We start from the raw sequence: 20445 nt of genomic DNA, 5'->3' as shown, positions 1-20445 counted from the left end.
GAAAGATTCATGTTGCTGTGGGCCTCATCGCTGTGCGAGCGATCGCGCAAAGACGCCGTTTCTGGGAAATCCGTAGCAAAACAATCAGAAAAGTACGATTTCCCTATAACCGTTGCGTAACTCGCAACGATCTCGTTACCGGTTGAAGTGTCCTTGTAAGGTTTTGCCTTCTCGCCTCCAGATCAACAAACAGGGGCGGCCTTCTCGCGTCCACTACCGTTTTTGTCAAATGCGTGACGTTGAATCGATCAGGAGAAGATCGAACATTGAAGAAAGGTCGCTACCTCATGAACAGGGTTTAAATAATGAACAGGCGACTCAGGGGTGGAATCAGCGCGGCGGTTTGCGCACTTGCGCTGGCGGGGTGTGGAGGTGGTGGTGGCGATTCCACGGGCAATCCCGCGTCTCAGGCGCAGAACAATATTCAACCGGCCAAGGTGGCCGCACCGAAAATTGCTGATGTCGGCATTACGCCTGCGTCCGCGTTACGTCCCGGAACCAAGGTTAGCTTTATCGTCAGCGGCGTTTTTCCCAGCGCGACAACTTACGTCTGGGATTTCGGCGATAGCACCCCTTCGTCAAACGGCGTCTCAGTGGCACACACGTATTCGAAGGTGGGTACGTTCGGTGTCAAGGTGACTGCAACGGACGCGAGCGGCCAGACGAGCGTCGAGACGCGCTCAGTGGCCATCGTGCAAAATCAGCCGCCAATAATCAGCGGGGCTGTCAGCGTTGGCCAAGGATCCACCGGCGTTATCGCCCTCGGACAAGGATCCAGTGGCGCGGTCAACATCGGGCAAGTAGAAGCGATAGGGCCGACCGTTACCATTGTCGTCAATGCGACCGATCCGCAAGGTGATTCGCTCACGTATAAGTGGCTGATCGATGGCGTCACTTACGGCCAGGCAACCGCGAACAACACGCTGAGCTATACATTTGCGACCGGCGCTGCGCACGTGTTGACGGTCACGGTGACGAACGAATATGGCGGCCAGACGAGCCAGGATTTCCGTGTCACGTTGGTGTCGCCGGTCAGCCCGGTGTCGCCGCTGGAGCCTGGAGGCTACGCGCTTTGGAAAGCGTCCTATACGGCGCAAACGGTTGGCCGGATTCGCGTCGCTGCGAACAAAACTGCCTGGGCGTTGCCAATTAATAAGCCGCAGGTGCTGAAGTCGACGGATAACGGGAGGTCATGGCAAGAACTGACACTTCCAAAGGACGATAACGGCAAGGGTGGCAACGGCTTTATCGACATCGCGTTTGCTGACGACAAAAACATATGGGTTGTCGGCTGTGGGCAGCAGAAGTATTTCGAAACTGAAAATGGGGCGGTGATCCAATTTGACTATGCCGCCACGATGCACTCCTCTGACGGCGGCAATTCATGGGAGAACGTCCGTTTGGCCGGATTCCCCGACGAGCGGTGTATGCGCGCAGTCCAGTTTGTCGGCCAGAATGGATGGGTGGTCAATGAACTCGGGATCGTGGCAAACACCATCGACGGCGGCAAGACCTGGAAATTCCAGGCAGATACCAATATGAAAGCGCTGCGGATGCAATTCATCGATGCGCGCAACGGGTGGATTATTGGCGCTGACAGAAACGGTTCGAAGATGCAAATTGCCCGGACGACCGATGGTGGAGCAACCTGGGCAACGTCACAGCCGCAGGGCGCCGACGTGAACTCGTACGCGAGCGTATTTTTTGTCGATGCTAAGACAGGATATGCCTCAGGTTCGCTGTGGAGCAGGGCTCCTTATCCTGTACTGAAGAGCATTGATGGTGGCGCGACATGGAACGCATTGGCCGTTCCGAAGAACACCTTTATCACCGATCTTGCCTTTACCACGCCGACATATGGCTACGCGCTCGACATGTTCGGCGACGTCTACGGCACAAAGGATGGCGGGCTGAATTGGGCGAAAATTGGCGTGGCCAGTTTGGGTGCGAATGTTGCGCTTACCTCGTTTGCGCTCGGCGACAATACGGCTTTACTCGGCACTTCTGCTTCCATAGGAGGCGGTGGCGCTTTGTGGCTGACGCCCCTTTAAAAGCGTAAAGACGGCTCTGCGCCAACGGGTTATGTTGGTTGGCGCAGGTGCCATTCGTGAGTCAGTGATTTCAAATGCTGCCCGTTTTAGCGCAACGAGGAATGCCGCGCAAACCGGATTGATTATCGGGCGTCAACGTCAGTGCGTTCGTCGGCATCGTTCGGGTTGGCAATGGCGCGGGCATCGGCTTCAATGTCCACCGGCGGCATTACCGCCGCCAAATCCAGATCTCCCCGTACCAACGCCCACTTCCGCGTCACCGTCAACCGCTTCACCCAATACTCAGCCCGTGACGCCTCAGCCCGACCACTCAGCTCAAACGAAGCCCGCACGGCCACAGGCTTGCGCGACCGGGTATACCTTGCGCCATCCCCACTCACATGCTTCGCAAATCGCGCTTCGACATCGGTAGCAATCCCGGTATAGAGACTGCCGTCGGCGCATTCGAGGAGATACAGGAACCAGGGCATGAGAAAGCTTGGCGAAAAAGGCGAAGGCCGCAATGCCGCGCATTATCGCTCAAGCCCCGGCCACCAACCCCGCTCGAACAAAATCCCGCGACTTCGGCGAGAATAACCGTTCCGCGCTGCACCAAGCGCCCGGCACTCAGCCCGAACAAGCTCCAAACAAGCCCGAAGCGAGGTAAGCCTGTTGAACCGCAAGGTCGAAATACATGTGGTCGATTCGCTCGATTCCGTGACCCCGGACGAATGGAACCGCCTCGCCGGCGATAACCCCTTCGTCCGGCACGAATTCCTGTCGGCGTTGCAGGACACGGGTTGCGCGGTCGCCCGCACCGGCTGGCGGCCGCATTTCCTGCTCCTCAGGCGTGAAGGCAAGCTGACCGGCGCCATGCCGCTCTACCTCAAGAAACACTCTCGCGGCGAGTACGTCTTCGACCACGCCTGGGCCGACGCCTTCGAGCGAAATGGCCTTAGGTACTATCCGAAGGGGCTATCGGCGGTGCCGTTTTCGCCGGTGACGGGTCCGCGCTTGATCGCCGCCACGCACGAAGAGCGCGTGATGCTCGCGCGCGGGGCGATCGAATTGACCAAGCAGTTGGAATTGTCATCGCTCCACGTGCTGTTTCCGCAAGAACAGGATCTCGAAGCGCTCACCGAAGCCGGCTACATGCTGCGCGAAGGCGTGCAATTCCACTGGGAGAATGCCCTCGGCGGCTACGACAGCTTCGATGCATTCCTCGCCACCATGAGCCACGACAAACGCAAGAAGGTGAAGCAGGACCGTCGACGCGTAGTCGATGCCGGCGTTACCTACACGTGGCTGCGGGGCGCGCAAATAGACGAGGCAGCGCTCGATTTTTTCTACGCCTGTTATGAAAACACCTACCGCGAGCACTGGAATCCGCCGTATCTGTCGCGCGAATTTTTCGATCAGATTCACGCGGCCGCGCCGGACAGCATCCTGCTCGTGATCGCCGAAGCGGACGGCCAGCGGCTCGCGTGCGCGCTGAACATGATCGGCGGCGATGTGATGTTCGGCCGCTACTGGGGGACGAAAGAATTCATCTCGGGGCTGCACTTTGAAACCTGCTACATGCAGGGAATCCAGTATTGCATCGAGAACGGGCTGGCTCGTTTCGAAGGCGGTGCACAGGGCGTGCACAAGATGTCGCGTGGCATGTTGCCTACTCCGACGTGGTCCGCACATTGGGTCGCGGACCCGCGTTTTGCGCACGCGATCAGTGAGTTCCTCGATGAAGAGACGGCGGCGATGGACCAGCATATCCAGGAGCTGGAAGCGCATACCCCCTTCAGGAAGAAGGCGTAGGGCCGTGCGCTCGACACGCTCGAAACCTGACCGGATGGCTAACGCTTGATCCAATAGGCGCCCGAAAACTGCAACTCGACTTATCATCATGTCGAAATGCTTTCGCTTTCACAGCGGTAACTCTTCACCCGCCCTTAACCCGTTATGCGCCGGAACAGGATCCCCGAATGCGGGGCATCGTATGGACAAGCTCAAGATGAAAAACCGATTCTTCAATCTCTACAGCCACGATTTCGCTCGCGTGGCGGTAGGCGTGCCGCGTTGCCGCGTTGCCGATCCGGCGTTCAACGCCGCCGAAACCATCGACCTGGCGAAGCAGGCGGCGGCGAACGGCGCGGTGCTGGTCGCGTTCCCGGAACTCGGGCTACCGGCTTACACCTGCGACGACCTGTTCCACCAGCGGGCCTTGCTCGATGCCTGCGAAGAGGCACTGGCGTCGGTCGTGGCGGCATCGAAGAGCCTTTCCATTGCGATGATCGTGGGCATGCCGCTGCGCGTCGACCATACGCTGTTCAATTGCGCCGTGGTGGTCGCGGGCGGGCAGGTCCAGGGCGTCGTGCCGAAGAGTTATTTGCCGAACTACGGCGAGTTCTACGAAGCGCGCCAGTTCAGCGCGGCTGAGAACGCATCGACGGATCGCGTCACGTTGCTGGGGTCCGAAGTGCCGTTCGGATCGGCGCTGCTGTTTGAAATAGCCAACATGCCGCTGTTCCGCTTTCACGTGGAAATCTGCGAGGACGTCTGGGTACCGGTGCCGCCTTCGTCATTCGCAGCGCTCGCGGGGGCAACCGTGCTGGTGAATCTGTCGGCATCGAACGTGGTGGTCGGCAAGTCGAATTATCGGCATCAGCTCGTTGGGCAGCAGTCGGCCCGGTGCCTCTCCGCGTACCTGTACACGTCGGCGGGAAGGGGGGAGTCGACCACGGATCTCGCCTGGGACGGGCAGGCGGTGATCTACGAAAACGGCGAATTGCTCGCCGAATCCGAGCGCTTCCTGGACACCTCGCATCTTGTTTTCGCCGATGTCGATCTCGAGCGGCTCTCGCGTGAGCGCATGCACCAGACCACCTTCGGCCAGTCGGTGCGCCGACATGCGGACGAAGTATCGAAGTTCGAAACCGTGCGCTTCAATCTCGATCTGCCGATCAACCGCGCCTTGCCGCTCGAGCGCGTTGTGGAGCGTTTCCCCTACGTTCCGTCCGACCCGAAGCGCCGCGACGAACGTTGCAACGAGGTCTACAACATCCAGGTGCAGGCGCTGGTGCAACGGCTCTCGGCCAGCGGCATATCGAAGGTCGTGATCGGCATTTCAGGCGGCCTGGATTCAACCCATGCGCTGCTTGTCTGCGCGAAGGCCATGGACCGGCTGAACCTGCCGCGCACGAATATTCTCGGCGTAACCATGCCCGGTTTCGCGACCAGCGACCGGACGCTCCTGCAGGCACGCCAACTGATGGAGATTGTCGGTTGCTCGGCGAGCGAAATCGACATCCGGCCGAGTTGCGAGCAAATGCTGAAGGATCTTGGCCACCCGTATGCGTCGGGCAAGGAGCAATACGACATCACGTTCGAGAACGTGCAGGCGGGTGAGCGTACGAACCATCTGTTCCGGCTCGCGAACTTCAAGGGTGGAATCGTGGTCGGTACCGGCGACCTGAGCGAACTCGCGCTTGGCTGGTGCACGTACGGCGTGGGCGATCACATGTCGCACTACAACGTCAACGCCAGCGTCCCGAAAACGCTGATCACGCATCTGGTCCGGTGGGTCGCGGAAACCGGGCAAATCGGCAATTCGGGTTCGGACGTGCTGATCAACATCCTGAATACCGATATCAGCCCGGAACTCGTTCCTGGTAAATCAGCCGGCAATCCGGAGCAAAAGACGGAAAGCGTCATCGGACCGTACGAGCTGCAGGATTTCAACCTGTATTACACGTTGCGCTTTGGTTTTGCGCCAACGAAAGTGGCGTTCCTCGCCTACACCGCATGGAACAACCGCGACGAGGGTGACTGGCCCGAAGGCGCGCATGTCGCGCGCAACGAGTACGCGTTGCCCGCCATCAAGCACAACCTAGGCATTTTCCTCGACCGGTTTTTCCGGACCAGCCAGTTCAAGCGGTCGTGTGTACCGAATGCGCCGAAAGTCGGGTCCGGCGGTTCTTTGTCACCTCGCGGCGACTGGCGCGCGCCGAGTGATTCGGAATCGGTCGTCTGGATGAACGATTTGAAGAATATTCCGGTGGATTGAGGCGTTTGCACCATATCTGCGCGTAAATGCGCCGATTTCGGCGTGATCCCGATGCTATGGCGCGAGATCTCTGCGATTAACTGTGAAAACGCAGCTAGAATCAAACCATCGATTCTTAAATCCGTTTTCACGCTTATCCGCACAATCTTCCAAGAGGCGCGCCATGAAACGCATCACCGCAGTCATCAAACCGTTCAAGCTTGACGAAGTCCGTGAAGCGCTTGCCGGCGCCGGGCTCACCGGTCTGACAGTCACCGAAGTCAAGGGCTTCGGGCGGCAGAAAGGCCACACGGAGCTGTATCGCGGGGCGGAATACGTGGTCGACTTCCTGCCGAAGGTGAAGATCGAAGTGGTCGTGGCCGACTCCCAGACGGATCAGGTCATCGACGCCATCATTGGCGCGGCCCGTACCGGTAAGATCGGCGACGGCAAGATCTTCGTGACCGATGTCGAACGCGTTATCCGCATTCGCACGGGCGAAGAAGACGAAGCAGCAGTCTAAGTCTGTTCGTCTGAAGCCGGCCTGATATCGTTTCAGGCCGCTATGTGTTTCCACGCGGCCCCTTGACCCGCGTGTCATACCGTCATCGGACCTGTCCGATGGCGTCTTTTGCTTTGTCTTTCGTCTGACTATTTCCGTCACCAATGTAAAAAACCGTTGCGGTACTATCTGCATCCCTGTGTGCTATTTGTAAGGATTTGTGGATGCATCACGCGATCGGCTTTATTCAGGATCTGGCGGTAATCATGGCGATTGCGGGCGTCGTCACGGTGTTGTTTCACCGTCTGAAGCAGCCGGTCGTGTTGGGTTACATCGTGGCGGGGGTGATTATTGGGCCCTACACGCCGCCGTTCCAGCTTATCCACGATGAAGCCACCATCCAGACGCTCGGCGAGCTCGGCGTGGTATTCCTGATGTTTTCGCTCGGGCTCGAATTCAGCCTGAAGAAGCTGTTCAAGGTTGGCGCGACGGCGTTTGTCGCGGCGGCGTCAGAGATCGTGCTGATGATCTGGATCGGCTATGAAATCGGGCAGTGGTTCGGCTGGAACGCAATGGATTCGCTGTTCCTCGGCGCCATGCTCGCTATCTCATCCACAACGATCATCGTCAAGGCGCTCTCCGAACTCGGCATGAAGGGCGAGCCGTTCGCGCAATTGATCTTCGGCATTTTGATCGTCGAGGACATTCTGGCTATAGCCATGCTCGTGCTGCTCTCGGGCATTGCGCAGACGGGTTCCGTCTCGGCGGGCGTGGCGTTTGTCACTCTGGGCAAGTTGCTGCTGTTCATGACGGTCTCAATGGTGGTCGGCATCCTGATCGTGCCGCGCGCGCTCGACTATGTCGCCAAGGCCAAAAGCGACGAAATGCTGCTCGTCACTGTGCTCGGATTCTGTTTCGGCTTCTGCCTGCTGGTCGTGAAGCTCGACTACAGCATCGCGCTCGGCGCGTTCCTGATCGGCGCAATCATGGCGGAATCGCGCAACCTGAAGCGCATCGAACACCTGATCGCGCCGGTTCGCGACATGTTCTCCGCCATCTTCTTCGTGACCATCGGCCTGATGCTGAATCCGGCGGTACTCGTGGATTACTGGTGGCCGATCGCGGTCATCACGGTTGCGGTCGTGTTCGGCAAGATCGTGTCGTGCGGGCTCGGCACTTTCCTCGCCGGAAGGGACGGGCGCACGTCGATGCGCGTCGGCATGAGCGTCGCGCAGATCGGCGAGTTCTCGTTCATCATCGCGTCGCTGGGGTTGTCGCTGAAAGTGACCAGCAGCTTCCTGTACCCGATCGCCGTCGCGGTTTCCGCGCTGACCACGCTGTTCACGCCGTATCTGATCAAGGCCGCCGATCCGATCACGCGTCGCATCGCGCGCTCCATGCCCGTGCCCGTTGCGAACACCTTCGGCCTGTATTCGCAGTGGCTCGCGAGCCTTTCACCTGACAACGGTGGCCCGACGCTGTTCAGCATGACGCGGCGCATCGTGCTGCAGATTGCGGTGAATCTTGCGTTGGTGGCCGCCATCTTCCTCACCGCGTCCTACGCGGCGCCGTTTGCCACTCAATATCTGTCGCGCTGGTTGCCCACCAACGATGCCCAGCGTGTCGCGCTCTGGAGCGTTGCCTTGCTGGTGTCCATGCCGTTCCTGGTTGCCGTGTATCGCAAACTGGGGTCGCTCGCACTGATGCTCGCCGAAGTGAGCGTGCAGCCCGCGAAGGCCGGACGTTTCACGCGCGCGTTGCGATCGGCCATTTCCGGCCTGATCCCGATCCTCGCAATGTTCGGTGTTTTCCTGCTGGTGACGGTGCTCTCGGGCGGCATCCTGCCGCCGTTCGGGTTGATGATCGCGGTGCTTGTCTGCGCGGCGTTATTGCTCACGGTATTGTGGCGCTGGTGCGTCAAAATTCACGCAACGATGCAGATCGCGCTGCGAGAAACGCTCGAAGAGCCGAGAGATCATCCTTGAGCATAAAACCTTTGTTTTCCCCGATAATGTGAGCAATTGTTTGATGGTTTGCCGCCCCCGGACCAGAGGCGGATAATTAAACTCTGACCATTCTCACAGCGCCTCGCGCCTACAAACGGAATGAGCGAAAACAAGTCAAACGAGTCGATACCACCGGAAACGCCCGGAACTGGTTCTCCCGCCGCCGATTCTTCGGCGTCCATCCCGGGCAGTCAAACGCCGGCCGTTGCGCCCGCGTCATCCACAAATAGTTCCGATGCCTCTGCTGCCGCTGCGCAACCGGGCCCGAACGCGACTGCGGCTGAACGGGCATCCACGGACGCACCTGCAAGCGCGTCGACGGTAGAACCTGTCGATACTGCCAAGGCGCAACGCGATGACGCGGCCGCAGCTCGTGCATCAGTGGCCAGGGCGACGGCGCAGCAGGAAACGGCGGCGCGTGCAACAGCATCGTCTGCATCCGCTGCGAACAAAACGCTAGATGCAAAGGCGAGCCTCGCTGCGCAAGTCCAGACCGCGACGGAAGCGCAAGCCAGTCTCGCGGCGGAAGTTGAAAACGCGACCGAGGCGCGAGCCGCTGAAGCCGAAACGGGAGCCGTGAGCGCTATAGAGAGCACAACAGAAAGCGCAACAGAAAGTGTCACGTCGAAGCCCGTTTCCAGCTTGCCGCCAGAATTTTCGACCGCGCCGGATTTCGGCACATTCCGTCCGCCGCCCATTCCACCCGATGCACCCGATATGAAGGCGCCGCCAGCGTATCTGCGCCAGAGTGATTCCGCGTGGTCGGTGTTCGGCCGTGTGATGAAGGCGCGTGCGCGTCAGATCTTCGATCGTGCCGGCCAGCGGATCACGCAGCGAACATTGAGAATTGGCGTGTCGGCGCGGATTTTTCATCCTGAACCGGGCGCCAAGGGACTGCGCGGCAAGACGCTGCAGTACCTGGAGGAATCGATTGCGCATTGGGTGATGTCGCGCGACGTGCTCGTCTTCATGATCCCGACGGTCGGCCATCAGGGCATGCTGCATCCGAGCAATATCCGCTTGCGCGACTATGCGAAACAGCTGGATGGCTTGCTGCTGCAAGGTGGCGCTGATGTATCGCCGCAATCCTATACGGAACCGGCCACGCGTCACGAATGGCCCGGCGACCGCGTGCGGGACATGTACGAACTCGAGCTGTTGCATGAATTCATTGAGGCGGGCAAGCCCGTGCTTGGTGTATGCCGCGGTTGCCAACTGATCAACGTCGCGTTCGGTGGGACGCTCTACCAGGATATTGCAACCGATGTCCCGACGGCCGGCGTCCATGTGAACGAGCAGTACGATCAGCATCGGCATCCGATTCGTTTCCCCGATGGCTCCACGCTCGTCAACATGTTTCCGGGCCACCGCGAAGCGCTCGTCAACTCGATCCATCATCAGGCGGTGAGGACGATCGGCCGTGACCTGAACATCGAGGCTGTGTCGGCCCACGACGGCATTATTGAAGCGGTGCGTTATCGGCGCGCGCCGTTTGTAATGGGCGTGCAATGGCATCCGGAGTTCCATCGAGCGGGCGGCGACGAGTTGCTCGATTGCACACCTTTACTCGATACCTTCCTGCGCGTGGCACGCGAAACGCGCTTCTAGGCGGTCGTCGTTTAAACGCCGCGTGATGAATCCCTAATAGCGATGACGAAAGGCTAAAAGGCCGTTCCAACATGAAAGTTGGAACGGCCTTTTATTTACTACGTGCTCGCCTGGATCAAACGCCAGCTCGAGCTTGAGCGTTACTGAACGAGTCCCGCTTCGCTCTGATCCTGAAGTTGCTGAACCTGCCGCTGCAACATGAGCAACTTGCGCTCGGCGGCGGATTTTTCGTTCAGTAGTGCCGCCGACTCCACCTGCATCTGCTGCTGACGCTGTGACACTTCGCTTTCCTGTGCGCGCGCAATTGAAAGATCGGCGGTCAGGCGCTGCGCCCGATCATTCGATACCGCAATGACACGCTCGAGCAATGCCTTTTGCGCCTGCAACTGCGTGCGTTTGATCTCGCCTTCTGCGAGCGCATAGCTCTTGCGGGCGAACTGCGCATAGGCCGTTTCAGCGCGCGCGTCGTCCTGCGATTTCACCACGCGCCAGAAATTCTTGTCCTGGAACAGCGCGACGTAATACACCATCTCTTGAGGATAGAAAAACAGCGCCGCGCCATAGTTGCCGTTGTACGTGACACGCAACTCAGTCAGCTTGTGGGCCCGGACCATCTGCTTGAGCTCCGACACATTGCCTAGCGTCTGGGCGTTCGACGCAGCGTCGGAGCCATCTTGAAAATCGTCCATGGAACCGATAGCAGAGGGTTGCCGGACGGGATCAGCGAGGTTGGTTGCCGAGAGCAGTGTGCCAACGGGCTGATAAGCCGTCGCGAAGGATGAGCCAAGCGCGATCACGGCAACGAACAGCGCGTTCAGAAGGGTGGAGGTGGTGAGGGACTTCATAGATGGCTGATGGTGAGGCTTCGAGATTGAGTAAGTTTCGGCTATCGATTAACGACACATCGTGCCGCGCGCGTAGAAAACGCGTTGCACGATGTGGCCATGGGGGCTGCCGTTCACTTGGAAAATTGCGAGGGCGTGTCGGTGACGCGGCGTTGGCTCAAGTCGGAATTCCAGTTGGGTGCATCGCTGGCGCCGGAGCGGAGTGATGGCAACGCCGCCGCTTCTCTGGGAGCTACGCGAACTGGCTGGCGGGGAGCGCCGCTGTTGTCATCGAGCACGGCAGAGTGCGCGAGCATGTTGTACATGTCGGTGACGCTAAGCGATGAGTTCGCCGGGTTGGCGCGTGCGTCAGCACGCGTAAGCGTACGGTGGCCCGGAGCGGCGAGCGGTGCTTCATGCCCGGTGCTGCGATAAACCGGCGCACCCAGATACTCATGACCATGCCGCCGATGAATCATCTCGTACCGATGCGCATCACGCCTGCTTTTCGCCTTGGCTTTCGAACCATGGCGTTCCACGGGTTGCGAAACCGTCCGCACTTTGGTTGCGCGTTCCGATATGGCGTTGGGTGCGCTGGCGCGGCCATCGCTAGCCATGGTGCTCGTACTCGTGACCGTGCGCGCCAGCGGCTTGCTGTTGCCTTGGGCGGTACTGAGATCGACGGTTTTTTGCACCGCAGGCAAAGCGGCAATCACAGCAGTTGTGGCGCGAGCGGCAGAAGCGCCAGCCGAAGCGGCAGTCTTGACTGCCGTTGAAGCCACGTTCGAGGCGCCACCAGAAGTCGACGCGCCAGCCGAAGGCGAAGCCGAAGCAACCACCACCGTTGCGCTTGACGCATCGGTTGCGTGGATGGTTTCAGAATCAGCGATCGGCTTGACAGTTGGAGTAGCGCTCAACACAACCGTAGGCTTTTGCGTTTCGGTATCCTGATGACCGATTTTCGTACCGAACAATGCCCACGCAATAAACGCAGCGCATGCCAGCGCAATCGCGCCACCAGCAAGCTGCTTGTGATGATCGTTATTGGCCGCCGGCGCCTTCACATGCCGATCGTCGGACGCGGTGAATGGCTCGAACGCGAAGGGTGCCGGCTCCGCGGCTTGCGGTGTTTCGTTGACGGGAATCGGGGGAACGCTAAAGCCTTGCTCAGCATGGTTGAGTTCGTCGCTGCGTTTGAACTTGCCCCACAGACTCGCCGGCGTGTACGGGAAACGATCGTTGCGAAGAGAAAGTGGGCTGATATAGGCCGTGAGAAATCGAGCCGCGTAAAACGGAATTTCATATTCGGTCAAGGCCGGACGCGTGCCGGTGAGCGTCCACTCTTCGCCATAAACGGCGTTGGGCATACTGGCAAGCGGGAACAGCGTCGGCAGAAGCAGATCGCCTTGTACAACGACCATAGGAGCATTCATCTTTTTCTCATTTCCGAAAGCGGGCGTCAGGACTGCTCAACGAACGAACAAGTGAAGCAGCCGTGTGGACGTCGCCCGGTTGTTGCCGCAAAGGTGTCGAATAATTCACCTTGCCCGGACCGCCACAGAACAGCCCTCGATGATACCCAGCGCCAGCTTGGGCGTCGCTCAGAACCTTCTTAGTTCCTTGAATAAGAGGTGTTCGGAATGAAAAAAAATCGCTGATTCGACACGGACGCAACGGACGTTTCGGCGCACGACACCTGACTCCCCGGATACTTGCTTTTTACTTGATGTGCAGGCGTTGAACGAGATTACCCCGACCGATCTGCGAAGGCAAAAGAAACGCCTGGGCTTCAGCCGATAGGCAGGACATAACGCAGCGCGATGATATCAATGCCGCCCATTGTGTCGTCTTCGCGACCGGCCAATTTCCATCCGCGAGACTCATAGAAACCGATAGCCGCAACGTTCGGCTCGAGCACAAACAAATGCAGGCTGGTTGCCGCTCGATCGCTTGCCCAACGCGCCGCGAAACCGAGCATTGCAGTGCCCAGGCCGCTACCCTTCGCGCCCGGCAGTGCGTGCAGATTGTCCACGAGTACGCTGCCGGTTTCATCGGGCGCGACGAGGCAAAGAAAACCGATCGGCTGGTCATCGTGCATAGCGATCACGACTTCGCCCGCACCGGCGGCCAGTTCTTCAAATCGCGTACTCCAGTGGGTTTCGCGTTCGGCCGACATTTCCCGATCGAGAAAATCGTCCGGGAGAATTCCGCGATAGCCCGACGCCCAACTTTGCGCATGCATACGGGCGATGAGTGGCGCGTCGGCGGACGTCGCCGGCCGCAGCACGAAGGGCCATGAAGGATCTGAATATGTAGGCTTATCGGTAGACATATGTAATACGAGTTTAGAGTTTTTTTACACGCATATACGCGATGTTCCGGGTAGGCGAATTTCACTTTCCCGCTGTAACATTCGTTTCGTGCATGCTTTTGAAGTGATTGTTTGCTTAACCGGCGGCTATCCCGCGCGCTTTCGCATCGTTTTGAGCATTTTCCGCCGGTCTGAGCACGGCGAAGCTTACACAGGCATCCGATGGAGTGCTATCGGGTCGTCGTCAACATCCGGTGGGTCAGCCGCGCATCTGCCGCTGAATCCGGCCACTGTTTTTTGAGATAACCATGTCCAGCCCGTCACATGCAACGCCTGCGAACGAGTCGAAGGTGAAGTCGGTGTTCCGCGTTGTCAGCGGCAATTTCCTCGAAATGTACGACTTCATGGTCTATGGCTATTACGCCTCGGCCATCGCCAAGACCTACTTCCCGAGCGGTAACGAATTCGCGTCGCTGATGCTGGCGTTGTCCGTGTTCGGCGCGGGTTTCCTGATGCGGCCAATCGGGGCCATCGTGCTTGGCGCGTACATCGATCATCACGGACGACGCAAAGGCCTGATCCTTACGCTGACCATGATGGCGATCGGCACGTTGCTGGTCGCGGTGATTCCGGGGTACGCGACCATTGGCGTGTTGGCGCCGATCATCGTGTTGCTCGGGCGTCTGCTGCAAGGATTTTCGGCCGGCGTGGAACTTGGCGGCGTTTCGGTGTATCTCTCCGAGATCGCGACCAAGGGCAACAAGGGCTTTTATTGCTCGTGGCAGTCGGGTAGCCAGCAAGTAGCCGTGGTGTTCGCTGCGCTCATCGGCGTTGGTATGAGCCAGATTTTGCCGCCTGACCAGATGACCGCGTGGGGATGGCGCGTGCCGTTTATCATCGGCTGCCTGATCGTGCCGTTCCTGTTCATCATTCGCCGTTCGTTGCAGGAAACCGAGGAATTCCTTGCACGCAAACATCGTCCGGAAATGCGCGAGATCATGAAGTCGATGATCTCCAACTGGGGCATCGTGCTCGCCGGCATGGGCATGGTCATCATGACCACGGTGTCGTTCTACATGATCACCGCCTACACGCCGACCTTCGGCAAGGAAGTGCTCAAGCTTTCGTCCATCGATGCACTGGTGGTGACGGTGTTCATCGGCTTGTCGAATCTTGTGTGGCTGCCACTTTCCGGTGCGATTTCCGACCGCATCGGACGCCGCCCGGTGCTGCTGTTCTTCACCATCCTGACCATCCTGACGGCGTATCCGGCCGTGCAGTGGCTCGTCGCGGATCCGTCGTTCCTGCGCTTGCTCGGCGTGGAGATGTGGCTTTCGTTCCTCTACGGCAGCTATAACGGCGCGATGGTCGTGGCGCTCACCGAAGTCATGCCGGTTGAAGTCCGCACGACAGGTTTCTCGCTGGCATATAGCTTGGCGACGACCATCGGTGGGTTCACGCCTGCCATCTCCACGTACTTGATTCACACGACCGGCAACAAGGCGGCACCGGGCGCGTGGATGTCCGTAGCCGCGGTCTGCGGCTTGATCGCGACGCTGGTCCTGTATCGATCCACACAAGCGCGGAGTCAATACAAGACGGCGTGATATTTGCCGGCTTTGAAACTAAAAATCCCTCGCTAATGGCGAGGGATTTTTGTTTGTGCGTTCAATGCTTCCGAACCCGTACTACGAAGCGCTTATCTCGCTCGCAACCCGTCCGATGACATCGTCCCATGCGCCGGGTTTCGGTTGCCGGAACAAGCGTGCTTTCGGGTACCACGGAGTCGACGCGGTATCGATACCCCAGCGCCAGTCGGCCGCGAACGGCAGCATCAGCCATAACGGTTTTCCCAGCGCGCCGGTCAGGTGAGCGACGGCGGTATCGACGGATACCACGCCGTCCAGCCGATCCACGATTGCAGCCGTATCCGCGAAATCTTCGAGCTTGCCTTCCAGTCGCTGTATGAAGCGGGCGCGCGGATGAGCGTCCAGCCATGCGCGCTCTTCGTCGGTCAACACGGGCTGCAAGACGATCCAGTCGATGCCTTCCAGCCTGAACAGCGGTTCGAGCATGCCAAGCGGCGCCGAACGTGTTTCACCCGGCTGAATACGCCCGGACCATGCAATGCCCAGCTTGCGTTTCGACTGACCGCCGAGCGAGCCGCGCCACTTCTTCCGATAAGCCGCCGGCACCACGAGATACGGCGTGCGCGCGGGCACTTTTTCGGCGGTCGATACCCCCAGCGCCAGGGGCAAGCTCAACAACGGCGAGAAAGCGTCTGCATCGGCGAGCGGGGCTGCATTAGCCGAACCGTTGGCCGAGCTCTTCAGCGAAACCAGCGAGACGCCCGCCGCGTGCGCCGCCGGCTCCAGCAACGCGACGAGTTCCGGCTGTACTTCAAGCACGACCTGTCCGACCAGCTTCGCCGCGAAGGGGGCGAAACGAACGAACTGCAGGGTATCGCCGAAACCTTGTTCCGCGCGAATCTGCAGCGTCCGACACGGCAGCGGCTCGCCGTTCCATCTCGGCAGCGACGGCTGCGTAATGCTGCCCGGCGTGCGCAGACGCCATTCATAGGCGGGCAGGCCGCGCGTGTAATCGCCGAGTGCGAGCAACGTCAGCGCCCGGTTCAGATTAGCCGCGACAAGACCGGGATCGAGCCGCAAGGCTTGATCGAACGCACGCAGCGCGGGTTTGTGCGCACCCAGCGCCAGATGCGCGTTGCCGAGGCCCAGCCACGCAACGCCGTACTTCGGATCCAGCCCGACCGCGCGCTCGAATTGCGGCAATGCAGCCTCATGCGAGCCGATAGCCGCAAGCGCATGCCCCAGGCCGAAGTGCGCCGGCGCGAATTGCGGCTGCATGCGTAGTACTTTCTGGAGCACCGGGACGGCTTCGTCCGGGTGGCCGGTGGCATCGAGGAGATTGCCCAGGTTGAAATGCGCCGCGACATAGTTCGGCTCGACCGTCATGGCAGCGCGGAATTGCTCGATCGCGCCGTGGGTGTCGCCAAGCGAATTGAGCGCCATGCCGAGATTGTTGTGCGCGCCCGCGTGGCCGGGACGGATCTGCAACGCGCGGCGAAATGCCTTCGCGCCTTCCTCGTAACGACGCATGCCGAGCAGCGCATTGCCGAAGTTGTTCCAGGTCGCGGCGTCCAGCGGTTGCAGGCGCAACGCTTTTTCGAAGGCATCGGCGGCGTCTTCGTGACGGCCCGCCGCCGCGTACGCATTGCCGAGGTTGTACTGCGCGAGCGAAAAACCGGGTTCCAGATGCAGCGCGTTGCGGAATCGCTCGATGGCGTCGTCGATCCGGCCCAGCGCCTTTAGCGCGTTGCCAAGATTGAGTTGCAGACCGGCATCGGCGGGGCGCAGGTCCACCGCGCGACGCACCAGTTCGGCTGCTTCCGCGTGCTGGCCCTGTTGATGGCGCAGCACGCCGAGCAGATGAAGTGCGTCGACGTGGGAGGGCTCTGCGGCAAGCGCGGCTTGATAGTCGCGTTCCGCTTCGGTGAGGCGGCCATCGCGATGCGCCGCGAAGCCACGCGCAAAAACTGTATCCATTGAGGAAAATCGAATGCAAACGCCTCATTTTTACACACGTTCGCCGCCGATCCCGAATTTTGCGTTGACTCGACCAGATTCATTTCTGTAACATATGAACACTTGTTCAATTGTTAGTCGATCTATTTTGTCTTCTCCCTTTGTAGCAACCGATGAGCGGGTTGTTCCGCTCGCCGACCTGTTCCGCCTCCTGGGCGATCCCACGCGTCTGCGCATTGTGCTGACGTGCGTCGAACGGCGCTGCGCGGTGGGGGCCATAGCGGAATCGCTGGGGTTGTCGGCTTCGCTCGTCAGCCATCACCTGCGTTTGCTGCGGGCGGCGCGGATCGTGCGCGCCGAGCGTGAAGGCAAGCAGGTTTTCTATCTCGCCGCCGATAACCACATCAGCGCCATGCTGGCCGAGTTGCTCGAACACGTTGCCGAGCCGCAGGCCGACTTCCGACCGGATAACGAATAAATGGAACCTCAAGAGAAACACCAGCACGCCGATGGTCATGCGCACGACCACGACCACGGTCATGACCATAAGCATGAGCCAAGTCACGCCCACAACCACGGCGCCGGCGGCCACCATCACCATAACGCGCCGCAAGCGGGGCAGGGCCGCACCTTCGCGATCGCAGTCGGGCTGAACATGCTGATCGTGGTGGTGCAAGCGGTGTACGGTTTTATCGCCCATTCCACGGCGCTGCTTGCCGACGCCGGCCACAATCTCTCCGATGTCCTCGGCCTGCTGCTCGCCTGGGGCGCCGTCTGGCTCGGCACGCGCAAACCGTCGGAGCGCTACACGTTTGGACTGGGCAGTTCGTCGATACTCGCTTCGCTCGCCAACGCCGCGCTGCTGCTCTTCGCGTGCGGCGCGATCGTGCTCGAAGCCGTGCAGCGCCTGCTCAATCCGGCGCCTGTTGCGGGCCTCGATGTGTTTATCGTTGCAACGATCGGCATGGTCGTGAACGGTTTCTCGGCATGGCTGTTCATGCGGGGCAGCAAAGGGGACCTGAACGTTCGCGGCGCTTTTCTCCACATGGCTGCCGACGCCGGCGTCTCCGCGGCCGTTGCCATCAGCGGCCTCGTGATCCTGTTCACCGGTGCGAGCTGGCTGGATCCGGTGATGAGCATCATCGTGGTCTGCGTGATCGTGGTGGGCACGTGGAGCCTCGGCCGCGACGCGATGTGTCTTGCAATGGGTGCGGTCCCGCCTGGCGTGGACAAGCAGGGTATCGAACGGTATCTGGCGGGTGTGCCGGGCGTCACCGACGTCCACGATCTCCACGTCTGGGCGCTGTCCACCACGGAGAACGCAATGACCGCACACCTGGTGATGCCGGAAGGCCATCCCGGCGATGGATTCGTGGACGGCATCGTGGCGACCTTGCGCCGCGATCACGCGATGAACCATGCCACGCTGCAGGTGGAACGGGGCACGACCGAGCATCACTGCTCGTTGCACGAACGTTCGCCGGCGCAATCTCCCGCTCATGAGGCTCATCACGCTCCTCACACGCATTGAGCGAGCGGTCGTTCGCGCGAGGCGACCGGCGTACACTTGGTAGCGTGAAGTTTGAGGGAGAAGCGCATGCTCGCGCAGACGCCGAATCGACACAAAATCCTTGACGTGCCGCCGGTTCTGATCGCCGGCGCCGGTCCAACGGGCCTCGCCGCCGCAATGAGCCTGTCGCGCGCCGGTATTCCGGTGCGTCTCATCGACAAGGCCCGCGAACCCTCGCCGTGGTCACGCGCCATCGGCATCCAGGCGCGTACGCTGGAACTCTTCGAGCAGCATCGGCTGGTTGAACCGTTTCTCGAAGTCGGTCACCGGGCGCGTGTTGCGAACCTCTATTCGAACGGCCAGCGCCTGGCGCGGCTCGACTTCGATCCCTTGCAAACGCGGTATCCGTATCTGCTGTTCCTCGATCAATCCGTCACCGAGCGCCTGATGACGGAGCACCTTGCGTCGTTCGGCGTGCGCATTGAGCGCGGCGTGGAATTGACGCGTTTCCGGCAGGGATCGGCGGGGCTGGACGCGGCCGTGCAGCATTGGAACGGTGCTGAAGAATCGATTCACCCGTCCTACCTGATCGGAGCGGACGGAGCCCATAGCACGGTGCGCCACGGTTTGGGCATCGAGTTCGTGGGCAAGACTTTCGAGCAAACTTTCCTGCTCGCCGACCTGCAAGCCGATACCGAATGGCCCGACGACGAATTCCATATTTTCGCGTCCGGCGATGGAATCGCAACCCTGTTTCCGATGGGCGGTGGCCGCACGCGCCTGATCGCGGACAAGCGCGTGGTGTCCGGTGCGGAGCCCGGTACGGCGCCCGACCACGGGATAGTCAGTCCGGAGAGCGCGGCGCCGACGCTCGACGAATGCCGGGCGATTATCCAACGGCGTATTCATCATCGTGTGACGGTGACCAACCTTCAGTGGTCGTCGTATTTTCATCTGAATAACCGCATGGCCGACCGGCTGCGTTCGGGCCGCATCTTTCTCGCCGGCGATGCTGCGCATGTCCATAGTCCGGCCGGTGCCCAAGGCATGAACACGGGCATTCAGGAGGCGTTTAATCTCGGCTGGAAAATCGCGCGGATGCTCGCCGGGGTCGCGCCTGACCGTTTGCTCGATACGTACCACGACGAGCGTCATCCGATTGAGCGCGATGTGCTGCGGCAATCCAGTTTCATGACGCAAATGGCCGCCGCGGAGCATGGGCCGATGAAGCTGATCCGTGACCACGTGATGCCGGCTCTATCGGCGATCGGTCCGTTGCGTGATGCCGCTCGACGCACGGTCAGCGAGTTGTCGATTCAATACCGGCGCAGTCCGCTGACGCTGGATCGCTCGCTCGACGGCGGTCCGCGTGCGGGTGAGCGCGCGCCGGACGCGTGGGTGCATGTCATCGATGGCCCGCTTGGACGGGCGCCGGGCGTGGGCTGTCTGTTCGATCTTCACGATCCCGCGTGCTTCTCGTTGTTCCTGCTAGTGAACCTGTCGCCGGAGAATGACATTGCAATGGCGCCCGCGACGCTGACCGTTGCGCATGCTATCCGCGATAAAAACCTGGATGAGCTGGCGGTATTGGTGGAAGAGGTGTTGCCGAATACCGTGCGCGTGTGGCGTATCACCGATAACGACAGCGACAACATGAATTCACTGACCGATGCGTACGGGCGCACGCGGCCGTGCTTTTATCTTGTGCGCCCGGATGGGTATATTGCGGCGAGAGGGCGAGCGCCGTCGGATACGCAGGCGTTGCTGCGTCATTGCGAAACCTGGTTCGGTTCGACGCAGCCGCGAGAGGAGGGGTGAGGGGTTATGCCACTGCCCCCGCCGGCGTCAACGCTACCCGATGTTTCGTCAGCGCTTCCAGCACGATAGGTTCAAGCTCGGAAGCAATGCCCGGATCGTCCAACCCGTTGAGCAGCGCAATCCGCATCCGGGGCGCCCAGAACTTGTGAATGTGATCGGCTACGCTATCCACCGCTTCGGCACGATCCGGCATCGAATCGAAGAATTCACCGATCTGATTCGCCATCACGACCAGGCTGTTCACATCCATGA

General features: G+C 60.2%; 16 protein-coding genes and 1 pseudogene. 11 read left to right on the top strand and 6 right to left on the bottom strand.

Going from position 1 to position 20445, the window contains the following annotated elements; all coding sequences use genetic code 11:
• Window positions 1-305: 305 nt before the first annotated feature.
• Window positions 306-668: pseudogene (locus tag FH08_RS54425) on the top strand (PKD domain-containing protein); the annotation flags it as partial.
• Window positions 669-683: 15 nt separating this feature from the next.
• Window positions 684-2051, top strand: a complete 1368-nt coding sequence (locus FH08_RS0125510) for a WD40/YVTN/BNR-like repeat-containing protein (protein ID WP_235210492.1) — start codon at window positions 684-686, stop codon at window positions 2049-2051.
• 122 nt (window positions 2052-2173) lie between these two features.
• Here FH08_RS0125510 and FH08_RS0125505 read toward each other — a convergent pair whose 3' ends face one another.
• A complete protein-coding gene (locus FH08_RS0125505; protein WP_051888510.1) occupies window positions 2174-2521 on the bottom strand; it encodes a GIY-YIG nuclease family protein in 348 nt (115 codons plus the stop codon).
• A gap of 181 nt (window positions 2522-2702) precedes the next feature.
• Here FH08_RS0125505 and FH08_RS0125495 point away from each other — a divergent pair, with 181 nt between their 5' ends.
• The 5 genes from FH08_RS0125495 (at window position 2703) to FH08_RS0125475 (ending at window position 10185) form a co-directional block, all read left to right on the top strand.
• The gene (locus FH08_RS0125495; protein WP_031361080.1) at window positions 2703-3842 is read left to right on the top strand and encodes a GNAT family N-acetyltransferase; all 1140 of its coding nucleotides are present in this window, start codon (window positions 2703-2705) and stop codon (window positions 3840-3842) included.
• Window positions 3843-4038: 196 nt separating this feature from the next.
• Window positions 4039-6090, top strand: a complete 2052-nt coding sequence (locus tag FH08_RS0125490; protein WP_031361079.1) for an NAD(+) synthase — start codon at window positions 4039-4041, stop codon at window positions 6088-6090.
• 163 nt (window positions 6091-6253) lie between these two features.
• Window positions 6254-6592 carry a P-II family nitrogen regulator gene (locus FH08_RS0125485; protein WP_031361078.1) on the top strand — a complete coding sequence of 113 codons (339 nt, stop codon included), beginning with the start codon at window positions 6254-6256 and terminating at the stop codon, window positions 6590-6592.
• A 203-nt stretch (window positions 6593-6795) separates the two neighbouring features.
• The gene (locus tag FH08_RS0125480) at window positions 6796-8556 is read left to right on the top strand and encodes a cation:proton antiporter (protein WP_031361077.1); all 1761 of its coding nucleotides are present in this window, start codon (window positions 6796-6798) and stop codon (window positions 8554-8556) included.
• A 120-nt stretch (window positions 8557-8676) separates the two neighbouring features.
• A complete protein-coding gene (locus FH08_RS0125475; protein WP_031361076.1) occupies window positions 8677-10185 on the top strand; it encodes a gamma-glutamyl-gamma-aminobutyrate hydrolase family protein in 1509 nt (502 codons plus the stop codon).
• Between the two features lie 140 nt (window positions 10186-10325).
• Here FH08_RS0125475 and FH08_RS48590 read toward each other — a convergent pair whose 3' ends face one another.
• The 3 genes from FH08_RS48590 to FH08_RS0125460 all read right to left on the bottom strand — a co-directional run bounded on the left by FH08_RS48590 (window position 10326) and on the right by FH08_RS0125460 (window position 13341).
• Complete coding sequence (locus FH08_RS48590) at window positions 10326-11030, bottom strand: DUF2968 domain-containing protein (RefSeq protein WP_035567120.1); 705 nt, start codon at window positions 11028-11030, stop codon at window positions 10326-10328.
• Window positions 11031-11143: 113 nt separating this feature from the next.
• Window positions 11144-12442, bottom strand: a complete 1299-nt coding sequence (locus FH08_RS0125465; protein ID WP_152602918.1) for a hypothetical protein — start codon at window positions 12440-12442, stop codon at window positions 11144-11146.
• Between the two features lie 356 nt (window positions 12443-12798).
• The gene (locus FH08_RS0125460) at window positions 12799-13341 is read right to left on the bottom strand and encodes a GNAT family N-acetyltransferase (protein WP_031361073.1); all 543 of its coding nucleotides are present in this window, start codon (window positions 13339-13341) and stop codon (window positions 12799-12801) included.
• A 287-nt stretch (window positions 13342-13628) separates the two neighbouring features.
• Here FH08_RS0125460 and FH08_RS0125455 point away from each other — a divergent pair, with 287 nt between their 5' ends.
• Entirely contained in the window at window positions 13629-14927 is a 1299-nt protein-coding gene (locus FH08_RS0125455) for an MFS transporter (RefSeq protein ID WP_031361072.1), read from the top strand.
• An 81-nt stretch (window positions 14928-15008) separates the two neighbouring features.
• Here FH08_RS0125455 and FH08_RS0125450 read toward each other — a convergent pair whose 3' ends face one another.
• Window positions 15009-16886: a tetratricopeptide repeat protein gene (locus FH08_RS0125450; RefSeq protein WP_031361071.1), complete on the bottom strand. Its 1878-nt coding sequence runs from the start codon at window positions 16884-16886 to the stop codon at window positions 15009-15011.
• Window positions 16887-16980: 94 nt separating this feature from the next.
• Between FH08_RS0125450 and FH08_RS0125445 the strand changes: the two genes are divergently transcribed.
• From FH08_RS0125445 to FH08_RS0125435, 3 genes are all read left to right on the top strand, one after another.
• Complete coding sequence (locus FH08_RS0125445) at window positions 16981-17343, top strand: ArsR/SmtB family transcription factor (RefSeq protein WP_031361070.1); 363 nt, start codon at window positions 16981-16983, stop codon at window positions 17341-17343.
• Entirely contained in the window at window positions 17344-18396 is a 1053-nt protein-coding gene (locus FH08_RS0125440) for a cation diffusion facilitator family transporter (RefSeq protein WP_051888508.1), read from the top strand.
• A gap of 66 nt (window positions 18397-18462) precedes the next feature.
• Window positions 18463-20193 (top strand): FAD-dependent monooxygenase, encoded by a 1731-nt coding sequence (locus FH08_RS0125435; protein ID WP_051888507.1) that lies wholly within the window; start codon window positions 18463-18465, stop codon window positions 20191-20193.
• Between the two features lie 4 nt (window positions 20194-20197).
• On the opposite strand, the gene FH08_RS0125430 is transcribed toward FH08_RS0125435, so the two are convergent.
• Window positions 20198-20443: a formate dehydrogenase subunit delta gene (locus FH08_RS0125430; protein ID WP_031361067.1), complete on the bottom strand. Its 246-nt coding sequence runs from the start codon at window positions 20441-20443 to the stop codon at window positions 20198-20200.
• Between the last annotated feature and the right edge of the window lie 2 nt (window positions 20444-20445).

Origin of the sequence: Caballeronia sordidicola (genome assembly GCF_000729995.1) — a bacterium.
GTDB lineage: Bacteria > Pseudomonadota > Gammaproteobacteria > Burkholderiales > Burkholderiaceae > Caballeronia > Caballeronia sordidicola_A.
The sequence above is the reverse complement of the archived record's forward strand: the minus strand, read 5'-3'. Positions and strand labels throughout refer to the sequence as shown.

Coding starts and splice junctions, on each gene's coding strand:
- FH08_RS0125430 (WP_031361067.1), bottom strand. CDS start 20,443: ATGGATGTGAACAGCCTGGTCGTGATGGCGAATCAGATCGGTGAATTC.
- FH08_RS0125485 (WP_031361078.1), top strand. CDS start 6,254: ATGAAACGCATCACCGCAGTCATCAAACCGTTCAAGCTTGACGAAGTC.
- FH08_RS48590 (WP_035567120.1), bottom strand. CDS start 11,030: ATGAAGTCCCTCACCACCTCCACCCTTCTGAACGCGCTGTTCGTTGCC.
- FH08_RS0125450 (WP_031361071.1), bottom strand. CDS start 16,886: ATGGATACAGTTTTTGCGCGTGGCTTCGCGGCGCATCGCGATGGCCGC.
- FH08_RS0125490 (WP_031361079.1), top strand. CDS start 4,039: ATGAAAAACCGATTCTTCAATCTCTACAGCCACGATTTCGCTCGCGTG.
- FH08_RS0125445 (WP_031361070.1), top strand. CDS start 16,981: ATGAACACTTGTTCAATTGTTAGTCGATCTATTTTGTCTTCTCCCTTT.
- FH08_RS0125455 (WP_031361072.1), top strand. CDS start 13,629: ATGTCCAGCCCGTCACATGCAACGCCTGCGAACGAGTCGAAGGTGAAG.
- FH08_RS0125465 (WP_152602918.1), bottom strand. CDS start 12,442: ATGAATGCTCCTATGGTCGTTGTACAAGGCGATCTGCTTCTGCCGACG.
- FH08_RS0125475 (WP_031361076.1), top strand. CDS start 8,677: ATGAGCGAAAACAAGTCAAACGAGTCGATACCACCGGAAACGCCCGGA.
- FH08_RS0125440 (WP_051888508.1), top strand. CDS start 17,344: ATGGAACCTCAAGAGAAACACCAGCACGCCGATGGTCATGCGCACGAC.
- FH08_RS0125460 (WP_031361073.1), bottom strand. CDS start 13,341: ATGTCTACCGATAAGCCTACATATTCAGATCCTTCATGGCCCTTCGTG.
- FH08_RS0125480 (WP_031361077.1), top strand. CDS start 6,796: ATGCATCACGCGATCGGCTTTATTCAGGATCTGGCGGTAATCATGGCG.
- FH08_RS0125505 (WP_051888510.1), bottom strand. CDS start 2,521: ATGCCCTGGTTCCTGTATCTCCTCGAATGCGCCGACGGCAGTCTCTAT.
- FH08_RS0125435 (WP_051888507.1), top strand. CDS start 18,463: ATGCTCGCGCAGACGCCGAATCGACACAAAATCCTTGACGTGCCGCCG.